This is a genomic window from Rhodothermales bacterium, from assembly GCA_013002345.1.
GTDB lineage: Bacteria > Bacteroidota > Rhodothermia > Rhodothermales > JABDKH01 > JABDKH01.
Map to the genome: position 1 here is coordinate 1 of JABDKH010000230.1, position 15,603 is coordinate 15,603.

General features: G+C 56.3%; 17 protein-coding genes and 1 pseudogene. 14 read left to right on the forward strand and 4 right to left on the reverse strand.

Going from position 1 to position 15,603, the window contains the following annotated elements; translation table 11 throughout:
* The 12 genes from HKN37_11450 to HKN37_11505 form a co-directional block, all read left to right on the forward strand.
* Nucleotides 1-199: amino acid ABC transporter substrate-binding protein (locus HKN37_11450; protein ID NNE47264.1), on the forward strand; the 199-nt coding region annotated here is incomplete at its 5' end.
* A gap of 126 nt (nt 200-325) precedes the next feature.
* Complete coding sequence (gene bamD, locus HKN37_11455) at nt 326-1,141, forward strand: outer membrane protein assembly factor BamD (GenBank protein ID NNE47265.1); 816 nt, start codon at nt 326-328, stop codon at nt 1,139-1,141.
* A gap of 80 nt (nt 1,142-1,221) precedes the next feature.
* Entirely contained in the window at nt 1,222-1,818 is a 597-nt protein-coding gene (gene nadD / locus HKN37_11460) for a nicotinate (nicotinamide) nucleotide adenylyltransferase (protein NNE47266.1), read from the forward strand.
* A gap of 233 nt (nt 1,819-2,051) precedes the next feature.
* The gene (locus tag HKN37_11465) at nt 2,052-3,362 is read left to right on the forward strand and encodes a glycosyltransferase family 2 protein (protein ID NNE47267.1); all 1,311 of its coding nucleotides are present in this window, start codon (nt 2,052-2,054) and stop codon (nt 3,360-3,362) included.
* Nucleotides 3,355-4,542, forward strand: a complete 1,188-nt coding sequence (locus HKN37_11470; GenBank protein ID NNE47268.1) for an ROK family protein — start codon at nt 3,355-3,357, stop codon at nt 4,540-4,542. Before HKN37_11465 ends, HKN37_11470 begins: the two co-directional genes overlap by 8 nt.
* On the forward strand, nt 4,520-5,824 hold the full coding sequence (locus HKN37_11475) for a SpoIID/LytB domain-containing protein (protein NNE47269.1): 1,305 nt from the start codon (nt 4,520-4,522) through the stop codon (nt 5,822-5,824). Before HKN37_11470 ends, HKN37_11475 begins: the two co-directional genes overlap by 23 nt.
* Before the next feature lie 48 nt (nt 5,825-5,872).
* Nucleotides 5,873-6,553, forward strand: coding sequence for a hypothetical protein (locus HKN37_11480; GenBank protein NNE47270.1), 681 nt, complete (start codon nt 5,873-5,875; stop codon nt 6,551-6,553).
* Nucleotides 6,554-6,579: 26 nt separating this feature from the next.
* Complete coding sequence (locus HKN37_11485; protein NNE47271.1) at nt 6,580-7,167, forward strand: thioredoxin family protein; 588 nt, start codon at nt 6,580-6,582, stop codon at nt 7,165-7,167.
* Between the two features lie 3 nt (nt 7,168-7,170).
* Complete coding sequence (locus HKN37_11490) at nt 7,171-7,683, forward strand: hypothetical protein (protein ID NNE47272.1); 513 nt, start codon at nt 7,171-7,173, stop codon at nt 7,681-7,683.
* A 4-nt stretch (nt 7,684-7,687) separates the two neighbouring features.
* On the forward strand, nt 7,688-7,906 hold the full coding sequence (locus HKN37_11495) for a hypothetical protein (protein ID NNE47273.1): 219 nt from the start codon (nt 7,688-7,690) through the stop codon (nt 7,904-7,906).
* Between the two features lie 99 nt (nt 7,907-8,005).
* Nucleotides 8,006-8,842, forward strand: a complete 837-nt coding sequence (locus tag HKN37_11500; GenBank protein NNE47274.1) for a phenylalanine 4-monooxygenase — start codon at nt 8,006-8,008, stop codon at nt 8,840-8,842.
* Nucleotides 8,843-8,863: 21 nt separating this feature from the next.
* Nucleotides 8,864-9,166, forward strand: coding sequence for an acylphosphatase (locus HKN37_11505; protein NNE47275.1), 303 nt, complete (start codon nt 8,864-8,866; stop codon nt 9,164-9,166).
* A gap of 11 nt (nt 9,167-9,177) precedes the next feature.
* Here the strand turns inward: HKN37_11505 and glgP are convergent, their stop codons facing one another.
* The gene (gene glgP, locus HKN37_11510; GenBank protein ID NNE47276.1) at nt 9,178-11,223 is read right to left on the reverse strand and encodes an alpha-glucan family phosphorylase; all 2,046 of its coding nucleotides are present in this window, start codon (nt 11,221-11,223) and stop codon (nt 9,178-9,180) included.
* 207 nt (nt 11,224-11,430) lie between these two features.
* Here glgP and prmC point away from each other — a divergent pair, with 207 nt between their 5' ends.
* Nucleotides 11,431-12,324, forward strand: coding sequence for a peptide chain release factor N(5)-glutamine methyltransferase (gene prmC, locus HKN37_11515; GenBank protein NNE47277.1), 894 nt, complete (start codon nt 11,431-11,433; stop codon nt 12,322-12,324).
* On the opposite strand, the gene HKN37_11520 is transcribed toward prmC, so the two are convergent.
* The 3 genes and pseudogenes from HKN37_11520 to HKN37_11530 all read right to left on the reverse strand — a co-directional run bounded on the left by HKN37_11520 (nt 12,321) and on the right by HKN37_11530 (nt 13,967).
* Nucleotides 12,321-12,824 (reverse strand): thioredoxin fold domain-containing protein, encoded by a 504-nt coding sequence (locus HKN37_11520; GenBank protein NNE47278.1) that lies wholly within the window; start codon nt 12,822-12,824, stop codon nt 12,321-12,323. The genes prmC and HKN37_11520 overlap by 4 nt on opposite strands.
* Before the next feature lie 9 nt (nt 12,825-12,833).
* Nucleotides 12,834-13,412, reverse strand: a complete 579-nt coding sequence (locus HKN37_11525; protein ID NNE47279.1) for a glycosyltransferase — start codon at nt 13,410-13,412, stop codon at nt 12,834-12,836.
* 42 nt (nt 13,413-13,454) lie between these two features.
* Nucleotides 13,455-13,967: pseudogene (locus HKN37_11530) on the reverse strand (glycosyltransferase).
* Between the two features lie 736 nt (nt 13,968-14,703).
* On the opposite strand from HKN37_11530, the gene HKN37_11535 reads away from it, so the two are divergent.
* Nucleotides 14,704-15,603: hypothetical protein (locus tag HKN37_11535; GenBank protein NNE47280.1), on the forward strand; the 900-nt coding region annotated here is incomplete at its 3' end.

Sequence of the window (15,603 nt, forward strand, 5' to 3'; positions counted from 1 at the left end):
GTCGTACGCCGGCTACGACGTCACACGTTACATCCTTCTGCAGCTCACCGCGCATGCCGGGAAGCCGCTCCACGAGGCGTTTCACGACGCACCACCGTATCAAGGGCTCGGCCTTCGGTTTGACTTCAGAAACGGGAACGTGAACGAGGCCATCTACTTCCACCGGTACAAGGACGGAGCTTCAGAGCTGCTGCGTTAGCGGCGGGGAACAGCGCCTCTAACGGACTGTTCTAGAAGCCCTTCTCGTCCACGAGCTTTCGCAACAATATCCGGGCTATCCGGTCGTTAGGTAGCCACTGAGTCCAGCGAAGCGAACCATCAAGAAATGACAATCCTGTCCCGTTCGGCAAAAGTATCCGCCATTATTGTTCTAGCTGTCGCCGTGAGTGGATGCTCCGGCAGCGGTCGGCTTCGTTATGACTCTCCCAAGGAGGCCTTCGACAAGGGAATGGTCCTTTACGAAGCGGGAAAGTATGACCGAGCGGCAGAGTTCTTCCGCGGAGTTTTCGACTTCGGACGTACCCATGAGTACGCACCTGATGCTCAGCTATACCTCGCGCGGTCGCATGCGGCCAACAAGGACCTGCTTCTGGCCGCCAATGAGTACAACCGGTTCGTCCAGCTCTATCGCAGAGACCCACGCGTGACCGAGGCTGAGTACGAGATGGCGATGACATATTACGCTCGGTCACCCGGCTACCAGCTAGACCAGACTGACACGAAACGGGCGATTGAGCAGCTTCAACTTTTCATCGATCGATATCCAACCGACGACCGGGTTCAAGACGCTGCGCAGAGGATTAACGAACTACGTGAGAAACTGGCGCGCAAACGACACGCTTCCGCTCTCCTCTATGAACGACGAGGACTCCATGAAGCTGCTGCGCTCACGTTCGAGTCAGTCTTCGACGACTTCCCCGGTTCACCCTGGGCCGACGATGCCCTGCTGGGTGCCATGCGTAACTACATGCGGTTCAGCGAGCAAAGCATCGTCACGCGCAGGCCGGAGCGGTTGGCCAGAGTAATCGCTAACTATGAACGACTCAGTCAGATTTTTCCGGACAGCCCCGTGCTGACCGAGGCAGAGAGCATGTACGAAGATGCGCTTCGGCGACGAACGGAGTTAGGTGTGTCACTGTAATGCTGTGTGTGTCTTTGTCTGGCGTCTTCGGTGTATCGTTGCCTTCGATATTCTCGCGAATCGATCCGTAGGGGAATCGCATGCGGCTTGGTGTCTTCGGTGGCTCGTTTAACCCCCCACACATCGCGCATCTGATCGTCGCGGAATTCATTCGTGATCGATATGACTTGGAACGCATTATCTGGATTCCTGCGTCGACGCCACCTCATAAGCAGGACGAGGACATGCCTGCCCCCCATCACCGTCTTGCGATGGTGCAAGCGGCTGTTGCCGGAAATCCAGCGTTTGACGTGTCCGACATCGAACTGAGGCGAGGGGGTGTTTCCTTCACGCTTGATACGCTGGAGGACCTTCGAAGGGGTTTCGGTGAAATTAGCCAGCTGTTCCTCATTATCGGGTCCGACAGCTATGAGGAGCTTGGTGACTGGCATCGCCCTGAATCCATTCTGAAACTCGCTGACTTGCTGGTTTATCCGCGCGGAGCGAGCCCGATTCTCCAGCAGAAACGTTTTCCCGCCACACTTGTGGAAGCCCCTTTGATCACGGTATCCGGCACCAATATTCGGCGAAGGGTGCGGGAGGGTCGCAGCACTCGCTACCTCGTTTCGGAATCTGTTGGAAGGTACATTGAGGCACACGGATTGTACCGTGGCGAAGAAAATTCTGAATCTCACTAACCGCGTCGAGATCAACCGGTCCGAGCTGCGTCACTTCCGCGGTCGCGGGTTCTGGTTGACAAATCATACAGGAGGAACACGGATTGAACGTCGTCATCATTCATGGTCAGAACGAGAGTTCGGCCAACGCTTTGAAGGAACAGCTGCGCGATCATCAGGTCCAGCTTGTCAACATTGCCGAATCGAGCGGGAAGAGTCTGAACTCGGTACTTGAAGGCGTCAGCGGCGAGAGGATGTTGCTCATCAATGTCGCTTCGCACCCGGTACGTCTGAAGGACTCTGCTATCGATCTGCTGGAAATGGTAGCGGATGTATCGCCGGGATGGTCCATGGTCTACTCTGATTATGAGGTCGACACCGATGGGCAGCTCAGTGAAGAGCACCTGCTCGACCACCACGCGGGCCGCGTGCGAGAATCGATGGACTACGGATCCGTCTGGCTCATCAGCACCGCAGCTCTGGCGCGCGCTCTTCCGCTGCAGCCAGACGTCAGGCAGCACATGCTTTACGATTTGCGTCTCCGGCTGAGTGAGCAGGGACGAATGGTGCACATTGCCAGTCGATACGCCGGAGGGACGTACACAGTCTCCAAGACGAGACAGGGTCAGAATGTCTTCGACTACCTGCTTCAGAGTAAGGAATCTCAGCTGGAACTTGAGTCCGTCGCGACGGCTCATCTGAAGCGTGTGGGTGCCTACCTGGCTCCAGGTGCAGCATATGAGAAGGTGCCGTACGCGGATAAGGACTATCCACTGAAGGCAAGCGTGATTATTCCGGTCAACGATAGACCCGAGTTCATCGGAGACGCGATTGAGTCCGTGTTGCGGCAAACGATTCCTGAAGTGGAGGTGATCGTCGTCGTCAATGGAGGCGATGCTGACCCCACCATCCCGGTGGTCAAATCATACCAGGAGGGCGGATCGAATTTTCGCCCCGACGCTCCAAACGTGCAGTTGCTGGTCGTAGATGTTAACAACATCGGATACTGCCTTAATTCCGGACTGAGGCTGGCGCGCGGCAAGTTTTATGTCCAGTTGGACTCCGACGATCAGCTGGCCGAGGACGCGGTGGAGAAGATTCTGGCGGTGTACAAGCAGGACGCGACCATTGGTATGGTGATTGGTTCGTACGAAGTGTGGGAGAAGCAGGCCGACGGGAATATCATCCGCATGGAGTCAATGCCGGTCGTGACCCACGATGAGTGGACCGAAGAGAATGGGCGTAATAATCTGCTGCGGATAAATGGCGCAGGTGCACCCCGCTCATTCTACGTTGAGGTTGCGCGTGATCTTGGATATCTGGATATGAACGTCAGTCCGTCTGCGCGTAACTATGGAGAGGACTACGATTTCGTGCTCAGGATGATTGAGAAACATCGCATGGGTCGCGTGTGGGATCCGATCTACAAGGTGATTCGCCACGGCGGCGGTACCGATCACAACATTGACCAGGCGACGGTCGACAGGAACAACAACGCAAAGGACCATATGCGTTTTGAGGCGATTCGGCGAAGGCAGAAAATGAATGAGGTTCTGAATGGCTGATGTTGTTCTGATCGGTGTCGACGGTGGCGCGAGCAAGGTCCTTGCCCACCGCGTGGATATTCTGGAGGACCCCCTTCGATTTGCGCCGGTCGAGCCCATCGTTGAGGTGAGCTACGACGACTCGGAGCGGTATCAGTCCGGATTTCGCCCTCACCCGCTTGCGGATCAGCTGGCCGAACACCGGGCGGGCGATGTCCATCAACTTGAGGATGAGACCCGACAGGAGTCGGCATTCCTTGACAGCTTTTGCAGAGTTGTTTCAGGTGTGTGCGCGCCCGAAGGTGATCGTCCTGTCGTGATAGGTATTGGTTTGCCAGGACTGAAGACCCCGGACAGGCGTGGTATCAGTGCGATGGCGAATGGACCGCGCATGCCGCGCTTTCTCGACAAACTGGAGTCGATGCTAGCTGAGCAAGGATACTCAACGCTTCAATCCATACATGCGCTTGGCAGTGATGCCGACTATTGTGGAGTGGGGGAGCACTGGGGTGCTGCGGGTGCGATGCGCGACGTGAGTAACGCTTACTACCTTGGGATCGGAACCGGCGTGGCCGACGCACTACTCCTCGGCGGAGAGCCAGTGCCTTTTGATGCAACACGTGACTGGATGGCGAAGACGTGGGAGATCATGTTTAGCGACGACCGCAGTTACGAGGCCATGATCTCGGCCCAGGGGATTCAGCGACGTTACGGCGATCAGATGGGCCTGTCGCTCGATGCGCTGAACAATCACGGCGTTTTTCCGTGGCAGATATTTGAGAGGGCCGTGTCTGGAGAGGAGGTTGCTCGATCCATTACCGGCGAAACATGTGAGGCGCTCGCCCAGCTAGTCCTTCATCGGATAGTGACCCTCGCCAGGGGATTCGGAGGTGCGCGACTCGTCGACAGCAATCGACGTCTGTCGTCGGAGCATCCTTACATCGGGCAGGTCTTCGACCGTATCATCATCGGTCAGCGTCTGGGCGATATCTGGCAGAACCCGGATTTCCTTCCGGTCTTCAGCACCCCGGTACAACAACGCCTGATTCAGTTGCTTCAGGCTTCGGATCTCGCATCAGAGATCAAGAAACACTATCTGAGGGCGAACGAGCGCCTTCGGAGCGGACTCATCGTGCACTCGGAGTTGCGCAATGCCCCGGCCCTGGGGGCCGCAGTAGATGCCTATTTCAACAGGGCTTGACGGTACCCGGCTGCGAGTCGGAATTGTTCTCCGTGAGGACCGGCAGACGGCTGTCTCGTTTGGCTGGGATTCGGATTCTTCGCCGGACAGTTCGGTTCGAATCCCGCCCGGCGTGAGGTCCCTAGATGTCGGGATACAGGATGGTTCGCTCCTAATCGCGACCGGTGACGACACGGTAATCGTTGAGACACTGACTCTACGAACGGACGATAACGTTCAAATCCTCAAGCCCGGCGATGGGCTCGCCGTTGAGCCGACACGAACGGGACGTGGTTTTCACTGGCAGAAGGATATCAGTGTAACTCTTCCGGGTACACTGACGGTCGCGGTCGAGGAAGGAGTTCTTGTGGTGATCAACACGGTCGACGTAGAGAGCTACGTGGCGTGTGTTGCGACATCTGAGATGGGAGCTGCCGCCCCCTCCGAGTTGCTGGCCGCGCAGACGGTCGTTGCCCGGTGCTGGTCGCTCGCGTTAGTCGAGCAGAAGCATGCCGCGGAGGGATTTGACGTCTGCAACGACGATTGCTGTCAACGGTACCACGGGAGCACATACGTGAACCCGCATTCTATCAAAGCGGCTCGCGATACGGCCGGTCGAGTGCTTGCCTATGATGGACGGGTTATCGACGCGCGCTATTCCAAGAACTGCGGCGGCCTCGTGGAAGACTACACGGCAGTGTGGGATGGCTTATCGGTTCCCTATCTCATACCCCTGTGGGATTCTCCAAGCGCTCACGGGGAGGCACACTTTGACCAGTTCGATAGCTATTTCGGTTATGATGATGCCTTCTGTGCCCCCGTACGTTTTGAGGGTGTGGATCTGCAGGCCATGCTGGGCAAAGTTGACGAGACCGGGAGTTACTATCGCTGGCAAAGTGATCTGAAGCTATCGGTGCTTCGTCAGAATCTGGCGAACTACTATCGCCAGAATTGGAATAGCATTGATGGACTAGACATTAACTCGCGTGGCGCGAGCGCGAGAATCAATCACCTGGTTATTCGTGGTCGGGACGATGATGGCAAGCCTGTAGCGCACGAGCTAAAAAGTGAGTATGCGATTCGCCAGATGTTCAGTGAGTCGTTTCTATACTCTTCTGCGTTTGAAGTCTTGAATTCAGAGACGTTCAGGGAGGATGGGTATCTTCGACTTCGGGGCTGCGGTTGGGGACACGGCGTCGGACTCTGTCAGATGGGAGCGTTGGGAATGGCCCTGTCAGGATATTCGGCAGATGCTATTCTGGAACATTACTACCCGGGAACGGAGTTGCGATTGCTGGACTGAGCGGTGAAAGTAGCGGCGACGTGCACGGCGCTCCGCGGAGGGACTGCAATGGGAATTTTCGACTTATTCAAAGGTGATCGTACACCGCTCGTCAGTCAGGCGCTGCAAGACATAAGCGTCATGATCAATACCGGCGAGCGGATGATTGCCGCGGCGACTGGTCATCTGCTCGACAACGAGGTTCTCGACGAAGATCTTGAAGAACTTGATGCGATGATTAACAGTCGCGAAGTGGATTTGCGACGTGTTCTTCTGGAGCACCTGTCGGTGAATCCGAAACAGGACCTCGTTTTCAGTCTGAAGCTCCTGAGCATTGTACACGAGGCAGAACGAATCGGTGATCTGGCGAAGTCTCTTGCTGAGACGGCTGCGTTGGCCAGCGAGCCTCGGACGGGCAAAGTTGTTGATCCACTTCGCCATGCACGGGACGCAATCGTAGGCATGCTTGGCCGTGTTCGTGGCAGCCTCGCAACAGGTGATGATCGGGAAGCCGTTCTTCTGATGACGGAGCATGCGGACGTCAAGGAGAGACTGTCTTTATTTGTGTCAAATCTGGCCGTGTCGGACGGGGTAGGCCCAAATCAGGCGATCGTTCTTGCTCTCGCAGCGCGCATGTTAAGCCGGGTCAGCTCACACATAGCCAACATCGCATCGACAGTAGCCAGTCCCTTCGACAAGATCCGAGGGACGACCATTTCTCCGCTCATCGAAGAACGCCTGAAAGGATAGGGCGGCTTCCTAAGACAAATTGAAGAATGGCACGAACGTACTCAAGGATGGTCGAGCTCGGAACGACGGCGCCGCCCTTTCGGCTTGCGACGTGCAACCCTTCGGTCGATAAAGTCGACGCTGCGTATCGAAGCCTGAATGACTTCGTCGACGCACGTGCCGTCGTCATCATGTTCATCTGCAATCACTGTCCTTTCGTAAAGCATGTGCAACCCGAGCTGGTGAGGATAGCTCAAGACTATTCGACGATGGGCGTACAGTTCATCGCCATCAATTCAAATGACGCTGCGGCCTATCCGGCCGATTCGTTCGAGGCCATGACCGCGGACGCAGAGCGTCTCGGCTATCCTTTTCCGTATCTCTACGATGAGACGCAGGAGGTCGCTCTCGCGTACGGCGCGGAGGCCACTCCCGACTTCTTCGTATATGATTCGCTGCGAAGACTCGTTTATCGCGGTCGGCTGGATTCGTCCCGACCCGGCCAGGGAGAGCCAAACGGGTCTGATCTTCGAACGGCACTCGACGAGTTGCTCGCCACCGGACTCGTCGGGTCGGAGCAGCATCCGTCTCTCGGTTGCAACATCAAGTGGAGGCCTGCGCCCGCTGTCCGTTAGAGGATTCGGGATTGCCGCTTCGAAACTGAGTGCCCGAAGGTCGAGTGTCGATTCGTCGATTCACGGTGCGATTTGTTTCGGTGGTTGTTTGAGACGAGTTATCTTGCCGGCCACCTTGCACTGGGTCAGGTTTCACGGGATCTGAGCCTCGGCGACTATGTCGTCGACATAGTTGGTGCCGGTGCCCTGTCCTGGTGGCTTCCAGGTCTCATCTTTCTGGTCACTCGCTTCGTTTCCTTTATGCCGGGCTCATCGTGGACTGCTTTCGCTGTGACGATTCCGATTGCGTTGCCACTGGCGGCGGGCGCAGGAGTTCACATGCCACTCATGCTGGGAGCCCTCATGTCCGGGGGTGTTATTGGTGACTTCGCGTCTCCACGGTCTGATACATCCATTATGTCATCGATGTCGGCTGCGTGTGATCACGTTGATCACATAGACACGCAGATGCCCTACGCGCTCCTGGTGGCTGGAGTCGCCTTCGTCGGATCCATCATTGCCGGTTTATTGGTCTGATCTCGTGTTTGACAATCGCGCATTTGGTTCGTGGTCGAGTATCATTATCGGCGGCGTCTTTTTTGCTCTGATATTTGAACTGCCGCTGGTCATGGCCGACTATCTGTCCGAGGGAGCAGTAGGACTCACCGCTACTACGATGGCATTTGGTGGGGTCGCCTTCCTGGGGTACGTGGTCATCGGGACGCTGCTTGGCAGGCCGGGCCAGCCTTCCGATCCATAGTAGAACCCGATGGGATCTGGGTCGATGGGCGCTCGTAAGATCTGGTTGGAAGCGCTTCCAACGTGGAATCGTCGTAGAATCAGCAAGGGGCACGGCAGAATGGTTGAGTCATTGATACGCGGAGAAGACCTGCACCGAGACGATCTGTCTGCCTACGAAAAGGCGGCGGCGGACGGCGTGGATCCGAGATGTGTCCCGCAGCACCTTCCGCCGTCAGGGGTGCCGGTCGGCAATGAGATCAGGTATCCTGAGTATCCAGACCTGGACCACGAGACGTGGGCGATACTGTTCGCGCGACAGGTTGAACTGCTGCGCGGTCGTGCGGGTGACGCCTTCATGGACGGTATCGAGATGCTTGATTTCCAGCCGGATCGAATTCCATATCTCGCGGAGCTCAGTGACCGGTTGCAGAAGGCGACGGGCTGGCAAGTTGCCCGCGTGCCAGGCCTGATCCACGAAAAGGATTTCTTTCACCTGCTGTCGCAACGGGTCTTTCCGTCCACGGACTACATTCGCGGCCGGGAGGAACTCGACTACACACCCGCTCCGGATCTCTTCCACGATATCTTCGGCCACATGCCGATGTTGACGGAGCCTGCGTTTGCCGACTTTTATCATCTCTTCGGTCAGGCCGCTCTGAAAGGTCAGGGGGCAGATCGTCCGCGCCTGGAGAGGTTGCACTGGTTTACCGTCGAGTTTGGACTCATCCGTCAGACCGAAGGAACGCGAGTATTCGGGGCCGGAATCTTATCGTCCAGGAACGAGGTGCTTCACGCTCTTTCCGATGACGTAGTTGTTCATCCGTTTGATCCCGATCGAATCGTTGAGCAAGACTACGATGTGTGGCACGTGCAGGAAGAGTTGTTTGCGCTTGAGTCATTCGACCAGCTTGTCGACGGTTTCCGGTCGTGGACGAACACTGCAGGGCTATTGTAGGACTGGGTCCTCTGAGCTGAGATGACCGATTTGGGCGAAGAGATAGAGCGAATTCGACTCCGCATCGTCGGCCGAGTCCAGGGTGTGGGATACAGACACTTCATTCGATCGCGCGCCCGGTCATTGGAGCTTCGTGGCTGGGTCCGCAATGAAGATGATGCCTCGGTTGTTGTCGAAGCAGAAGGCCTTAAGGCATCGCTCGACGCTCTGGTTCGCTCAGCAGCTGCGGGCCCACGAGGTGCGCGCGTAGATTCTGTCAGTCGGGAGCCGTTCGCGGGAAGTCGAGAGCTAATGGGCCCGTTCGAGGTTCGCTACATCGATTGACGGGCTGTTAGCTACTTCACTGCTGCGTGTGCGGGAATGGAGTAGTAGTTGGCGGCATAGTCACGCACCATTCGACGCGCCGAGAATTGATAGGTCAACTTCTTCATCGCGCTACGCATCTTGGCGATCCATGCGTCCGGTATACCATCTTCATTCCGCTCGTAAAAAGCGGGAAGGATCGAGTCCGCTAGCGCCTCATAGATGAAGGCTGAGTCCTGCCGGTCCTGTTCCTCCGGATCCATGTACGTGGCCGATGAGTCAGTCCCGATAGACCACCCGTTGGTGCCGTCATAGCCCTCCGGCCACCAACCATCCAGGATCGAGAGATTCAGGCCACCATGAACTGCGACCTTCTGGCCGCTGGTGCCGCTCGCCTCGTAAGGACGTCGTGGATTATTGAGCCAGATGTCGGCTCCGGAGACCAGCATGCGCCCGATCTCGATATCATAGTTCTCAAGAAACACGAGGCGCCCCGACAGAGCTGGAAGCTGAGTGAGCTCATAAATGTGTTGAATAAACTCTTTGCCCTGGACGTCAGCGGGGTGAGCCTTGCCAGCATAGATCATCTGCAGGGGCCGGTCGAACGATGCAAAGAACTCGATGGCACGCTCGATCTCGTAGAAGAAGAGTGGAGCGCGTTTGTAGGTTGCAAAACGTCGAGCGAAACCGATCGTCAAGAGATCCGGATCCAGTTGCGGATTCTGTGGAAGGGTCTGGCTTTTTACTTTCTGCGTTACATAGTCTACGAGTGCTCCCCTGAGGAGACGACGATAGGCCCATAGCTCTGCGGCAGGGATATCATCAACACGATTCCATGCATCGGGATCGTCCTTCCAGCGCGCAACATGTTTGTCGAGAAACGGTCTTGCTTTAGGACTAGTCCACGTGGGGAGATGTACTCCGTTCGTGATGTGTCCGATCGGGACCTGGTCAACAGGCCGATTGGCAAAAAGATGGTGCCACTGAGCGCGAGCTACATCGCCGTTCAGTCTGGAAACTCCGTTTGCGAAGCTTGACAATTTCAGGCCGAGGATGGTCATGGTGAACGCCTCGGTAAGGTCATTCGGATTGGCACGGCCAAAGGCCATCAACTCGCCCTCAGATATTCGCAGTGACTCTCGGAAGACCGACAGTTGGTCCAGGAGGAGCTGAGGGTCGAAGCGATCGTGTCCGGCCTTGACTGGTGTGTGGGTAGTGAATATGCAGTGGCTTCGAACCCAATTTTCCGCTTCCGGTCTAGGTGTGCCACTATCCAGTTGCTCGCGCAGCAGCTCGAGTGCCAGGAATGCGCTGTGGCCTTCGTTCATGTGGAAGCGCTCGGGGTTCAACCCGAGAGCGCGGATCATGCGAAGCCCGCCGATGCCGAGCAGGATTTCCTGGCGTATGCGGGTTCTTCGACTTCCTGCGTAGAGACGTCGTGTGAGGAAGCGATAGGGAAACGGGTTGGGCGGGATGTCGGAGTCGAGCAGGATCAGTTTTGTCTTGCCAACATGTATGATCCATGCGCGAAGGGTGATGGGCTGTGTTCCAAGGTCCACGGTCACGGTCACCGGCTGGCCCTGATCGTCGACGGCGAGGGTCGTGGGGAGGGAGGTTACGGGTTGGCAGGGATAGTCGGCCTGCTGTAGTCCTTCGGGACTGAAATGCTGCTTGAAGTAGCCCTCTCGAAGGAAGAGTCCGACCGCGGTCAGGGGCAATCCGAGATCGGACGCCGCCTTGGTGTGGTCACCTGCCAGGATGCCCAGACCGCCCGAGTACGTAGGGAGGCTTTCGTGAAGACCATACTCCATACAGAAATAGGCTGTCGGGGGGATGTCACTCAGCTCTCCCGGCGCATTGAGATAGGCGGCCATACGATCGAATAACTCATCGACAGCGATTCCGAAATCCCTGTCTTGCAGCACATCTTCGTTTGCATAGCGTAGCGCCTTGACAGGATTGTTGCCGGATGCACGAAAGACATCGGGGTTGAGTTGCCGATAGACATCCAGAGCCTCTGGATGCCAACTCCACCATAAGTTGTTTGCGATTACATCGAGTTTCTGACGTGTATTCATTTCACATTGTTGGTAGGCGCACACGAAATTGGGGAGTCAGGACGCAGGCCAGGTGCACGCCGGTCGGCCGTGGGAAGATGCGTCGTATATCGGCGTAGGGGCGGAAATATACACATGTCTTTATGAAGGTGCGACGAAGGTAGAGGCTGCCGACATTTTGTCTTGTGGCGTGATCTGCTATCCCATTGGAAGCACAACAGACTCGAGATGCAACTCAGGGCACTAAGGAAGGAAGCGATCGAGAGCCTCAAAGACGTGGGTGTCGAGGCGGCCGGTGTCTGCGTCGACTGGCTTTTGGGAGATGTGCTCAAAATGACTCGAACCGAGATCATCGTACACTCGACAGTGGAGGTAACGTCGGCGGCCGAGGACATTGTTCGAAGCGGGCTGGTGCGCCGGGCGACTGGAGAGCCAATCCAATATATCGTCGGTTGGACCGAGTTTTATGGACTGCGGCTGGAGGTCGACAACCGGGCTCTCATTCCGCGTCCGGAGACGGAACTACTTGTGGATGAGGTTCTCCGACTTACGGAAGGCGTGCCGGGATGCAGGGTGCTTGATGTGGGAACTGGCAGCGGCTGCATCGCGCTCGCCGTCAAGTCGCAGCGGCCTGATGGTCAGATTGTCGCGTGCGATATCAGTGAGGACGCGCTGGCACTGGCAAGAACCAACAGCGCGCAACTCGACCTACCGGTGACATTCTTACTTGCGGATGTCGAGAAAGGCCAATCGATGGCAGCTGTCGGGTACGGTTTTGATGTCATGGTTTCCAATCCTCCGTACATACCGACCCGGGAGCTTGCGGCTCTGCCGAAGGAGATTATTCAGCACGAGCCAGTCGAGGCTCTGGATGCAGGACTGGATCCACTTCGATACTATCGAGCACTGATTGATCGTGCGTCGGAGACTGTTGTGAACGGCGGCAGGCTTGTGGCGGAAGTGCACAGCGACTATGGGTCGCAGGTTGCGGTTCTGGCGCGCCGGAAGGGCCTGTCAGACGTTCGACTCAGCGCTGATCTGGCGGGACTGCCTCGCATGGTCGTCGCAACTGTCGGACACGGAAGGGACTTGTCGCGATCGTCCGTTGATCGAGAGAGCTAGTTCGTTTCGACGAAAGTTTCGAACGACTCCGAGACGTAGGCCTTCGATCCGATAAAGGTGAGGATCTGCAGAAACTCCCCGGCACCGACAAATCCAGGAAGACGCGTAATGTAGTCTCCGCTGGCGTCAAGGAAGACGGTTGTGGGTGTACCGCTCGCACCGAGCCCCATTGCGAGTTCGGCCGATGTAAGTTCGTAGCCTCGAAAATTTACCACATCATCAACCGAATCAATATTGAGTCGTGTGACGGTGAAATGATTCGCCAGATAGGCCTGAACATCCGGTACGGTATAGACGTCTGTCTGGAGTCGCGAGCACCATCCACACCAGGGAGCATAGATATCAACGAGCACGGGGCGGTCTTTTTCTACGGCGATTTGCAGGCCGTCCTCAAACGCGAGCCAGTTGACGCCTTCGGCCGGTTCGCTCGCGGATTGGCTCCAGGCTACGCCAGGTAGGGCGCAGGACAGGAAAAGTGTGAGGAGGACTGAGCGAGGCACGTCTAACGTCTAGGAGTCTCTGAGTCTACGGAATACGTTGAGGAATCTCTCAGATGCCGTTTCCCAGTTGATTGTTTCAAATACGCGCCCGGTATTTGATCTCCAGGTGTCCAACTGATCCGGAGCGGAGATCATTTCGCGCAGCCGCTCGCCCACATGGTCCACGCTTCCAGGTGCAGCAAGTCGGCCTATGTCGAATTGTGAGACGATTTTGCTGAGTTCAGGGAGGTCGCTGGCGAGGACGGGTATTCCCGCCATCAGGTATTCGAAAAGTTTATTTGGGAGCGCCAGGTGATGGTTCAGACAGGTGTCCTCGAGCAACGTTACACCGACGGTTGCCGATGCGGTATAGTCGAGCAATTGGTCGGGAGGGACTGGATCAAGGAAATGCACTCGATCTTGTATGTCGAGAGACGCCGCCAGGTCTTGGAGGGACGCGCGTAGCGGGCCGTCACCCAGGAACACAAAGTGAGCGTCAGGGACGACGGCAGCCGCTTCTACTAGTATGGTGCAGCCCCGATCTTTTCGAATGTGTCCCTGGTGCAGGATAATCGGTGTTTTGTCGCGAAGTCCCAGTCTGTTTCGCAATACGTTGGACGGCTGGAGGGGGCGTAATGGGGGGACGTTTTCGACAACGGTCGGTAGGGGAACGTGATACTGTTGTGAGATTTGATCGGCGATGGACTGGTTGACGGTGAAGACGGCATCGCATGAGGCAATATTGCGGGCTTCAACGTAGCGCCAGAACGACGAAACCCACGGTCGGCCGACGGTGGATGAGACGTGAGGGTACAGTTCACGTGCGTCGTATGTGAGTTTAGCGCCAGTGCGGTGTGCGGCGGATCGCGCCGCGGGCAGGGCGTAAAGGTCACTTGCGTGGATGATTCCGGCGGGTGCGATGCCGGCGAGGTGGAGGGCTTCCGAAAAGGCGCGATGAACACCCCAGAAGAAGCGAGGCCCGTGGTTGGAGGATACGGTCAGTCGATGCGTCTCGAAGCCCTGGAATGGAGGGGGTTCGGGGCTGCTTGGTCCGACGAAGAGGACTTTACAGACGAATCCTGAGGAAGTGAGAGAGCTTAGTTGGCGGAGCGCCCTTGAATTGCTGTGGACGCTACCTGTAAGGAGGAAGGTGACACTGGACAGGAGAGTTTCCCCCGGGACTCAACAACAGATAGACGGCCTAATTGTTGTGACCGTCACCCTCATTCTTGTTGTTATGTCCGTCGCCGTCGTTATCAACGTTGTTATGCCCGTCGCCGCCTTGGCCGTATGTGCCGTCAACAAGAGTGGCTTCCGTCGGTCCGATAATAGAGTCTGCAGTGCAGCCAGATATCACCAGCCCCGAAATCAATAACACGCAGGTAGTAAAGATCGAAACTCTGCCCATGTGGATACCTTCGCCTAGGCGAAACTTCTAGAGATTCGCTTGGACAATGAAAGAGGCACTTGCCCAGTAAATCTCGAACTGTGTCTCACAATGATACAGCAGAATAATAGCCATTTGCCAGCACAGAAGCAAGTTGCGGTGATTGCTCGAACACCTAACCCCGTCAGAACTCTCGCGCTTTAGATACCGTCGCCACGGCCGACATTTCCCTTGTGTGTATACTTCAGTGTCCGGCGATTATTGGCGACAACGATGTCATTCATGCTAGTGCTGGCGATCTTAGGACTGCTTGGGGACGGTAGCGCGACGGCGTCCGCTTTGGGTCGCCCGAGACAAATAGAACACTTTACTCCCCAAGAATACGGCGCGTACCCTCAAAATTGGGCGATCGTGTCGGATGGTCGGGGGTTCGTATATGTAGGAAATCGAGACGGAATCCTTCAATACGACGGCAATCAGTGGAAAGTGATCAGGACCACCAATGGAACCACGGTGCGGTCACTCGCAACGGATAGGTCGGGCAAGATCTATGTCGGTGCTCAAGGTGAGTTTGGATACCTTGAACTTTCGACTACCGGGGATCCTGTTTTCCGATCGCTGGTCGAGAGTATTCCTCCCAAGCACCGAGACTTCGGTGACGTTTGGACGACCGTGGTGTCGAGTTCTGGGGTGTTCTTTCAGACCAAGAGCGTCATCTTCTTGTGGGATGGAAACCGCATGAAGTTTTGGGTTTCGAAGAGCGGCTTCCACACTTTCTTTGGAGTCCATGATCGTTTCTTCGTCAGGGAAATAGACGTAGGTCTCCTAGAGTACACGGGCGGCACATTCAATCTTGTCCCAGCCGGGGAGTTGTTTTCGACAATGCGTGTGTCGGCAATACTCCCATTCTCAGACAACACATTAACTGTAGTTTCGCGGGACGACGGTCTCTTTCATATGAACGGGCGTGGAATCAACGCCGTTGACACGGGCATCACAGCGTACATAAAGCGCTTCGGGGTCTACAATGGTAGACTTCTCTCAAGCGGGGAATATGCTCTAGCCACGCTTGGCGGTGGTCTCGTCGTCTCAGACATTCGTGGCGAATTGATAGAGGTTTTCGACAAAAGTACCGGTATGCCGGATGATGTCGTGAACTTCGTTTCTGAGGATCACGAGGGTAACCTCTGGCTGGCATTAAACAGCAATGGACTAGTTCGTATTGATTATGGTTCTCCAGTTCGTGTGTTCGGTAGAAAAGAGGGCATCGAAGGCACTATATCTGACATCAGCCACTCCAATCTGGGGCTTCTGGTTTCCACGAGCGGGGGGGTTTTTCGGAAGGAGATTGGTGGTTCCTTCACAAGGGTGCAGTGCGTTCGCCGAGCCTGGGCGGCGCAAGAGGTGTCAGAT